This is a genomic window from Streptosporangium sp. NPDC001681, from assembly GCF_040298085.1.
Taxonomy (GTDB): Bacteria; Actinomycetota; Actinomycetes; order Streptosporangiales; family Streptosporangiaceae; genus Streptosporangium.
Map to the genome: position 1 here is coordinate 1 of NZ_JBEOZN010000318.1, position 1,433 is coordinate 1,433.

Sequence of the window (1,433 nt, forward strand, 5' to 3'; positions counted from 1 at the left end):
GCCACCGGCCCCTGCTCCAGGATGACGTGCGCGTTGGTGCCGCTGATCCCGAACGACGACACACCCGCCCGGCGCGGACGACCGTTCCGCGGCCACTCGGCCGCCTCGGTCAGCAGCTCCACCGCACCCGAGGCCCAGTCCACATGCGAGGACGGCTCGTTCACGTGCAGTGTCTTGGGCAGCACTCCGTGCCGCATCGCCATGACCATCTTGATCACACCCGCCACACCGGCGGCCGCCTGAGTGTGACCGATGTTCGACTTCACCGACCCCAGCAGCAGCGGCCGATCCTCATCTCGCTCCTTGCCGTAGGTGGCCAGCAACGCCTGCGCCTCGATCGGGTCACCCAGCCTGGTGCCCGTGCCGTGCGCCTCCACCGCGTCCACCTCGGACGGCGACAGCCCGGCACTGGCCAGAGCCTGGCGGATCACCCGCTGCTGCGACGGACCGTTCGGCGCGCTCAACCCGTTGGACGCACCATCCTGGTTGACCGCCGAACCCCGCACCACCGCCAGCACCTCATGCCCGTTGCGGCGCGCGTCCGACAACCGCTCCAGCACCAGCACGCCCACCCCCTCGCCCCAGCTGGTGCCGTCAGCGGTGTCGGCGAACGCCTTGCACCGGCCGTCCGGCGACAGCCCACCCTGCGCACTGAAACCGATGAACCCCAGCGAGGTGGTCATCACGGTCACTCCACCGGCCAGCACCAGATCACACTCGCCCGACCGCAGGGCCTGCGCGGCCATGTGCATCGCCACCAGCGACGACGAGCAGGCGGTGTCCACCGTCACCGCCGGACCCTCCAGACCCAGCGTGTAGGACAGCCGGCCCGACAACACGCTGGCCGCCAGACCGGTGACACCATGACCCTGCACATCCGCCTGAGCGCTCACGATCAGACTCGCGTAGTCCTGGCCGCTGGTACCCATGAAAACGCCGGTCGAGCTGCCCTTCAGCGAGGTCGGGTCGATCCCGGCCCGCTCGACCGCCTCCCAGGACGTCTCCAGCAACAGCCGCTGCTGCGGATCCATCGCCAGCGCCTCACGCGGCGAAATCCGGAAGAACCCCGCGTCGAATCCCACCGCATCCGCCAGGAAGCCGCCCTGGACCTCGAGGCCCATCCCGGACAGCATCTCCAGATCCCAGCCCCGATCGGCCGGGACCGGCGAGATCGCGTCCTCACCCTCGGACAGCAGCCTCCACAGACCTTCCGGAGACTCCACCCCGCCGGGGAACCGGCAGCTCATCCCCACGATCACCACCGGATCGTCCGCCACCACCGCCCTCGCCCCGGCCACCACACCCGGCACAGTGGCCAGATCCTGCCGACCCAGCAGTTCGGCCAGCAGGAACTCCGCCAGCACCACGGGGGTCGGGTAGTCGAACACCAGGGTGGCGGGCAGCCGCAGCCCGGTGGCGGCGTTCAGCCGGTT

The 1,433-nt window shown here is 70.2% G+C and carries 1 protein-coding gene; it reads right to left on the reverse strand.

Annotation, left to right across the window (positions count from 1 at the left end; all coding sequences use genetic code 11):
* Positions 1-1,433 (reverse strand): type I polyketide synthase (locus ABT130_RS47580; protein WP_350966500.1); only part of this gene is annotated, 1,433 nt, incomplete at both ends.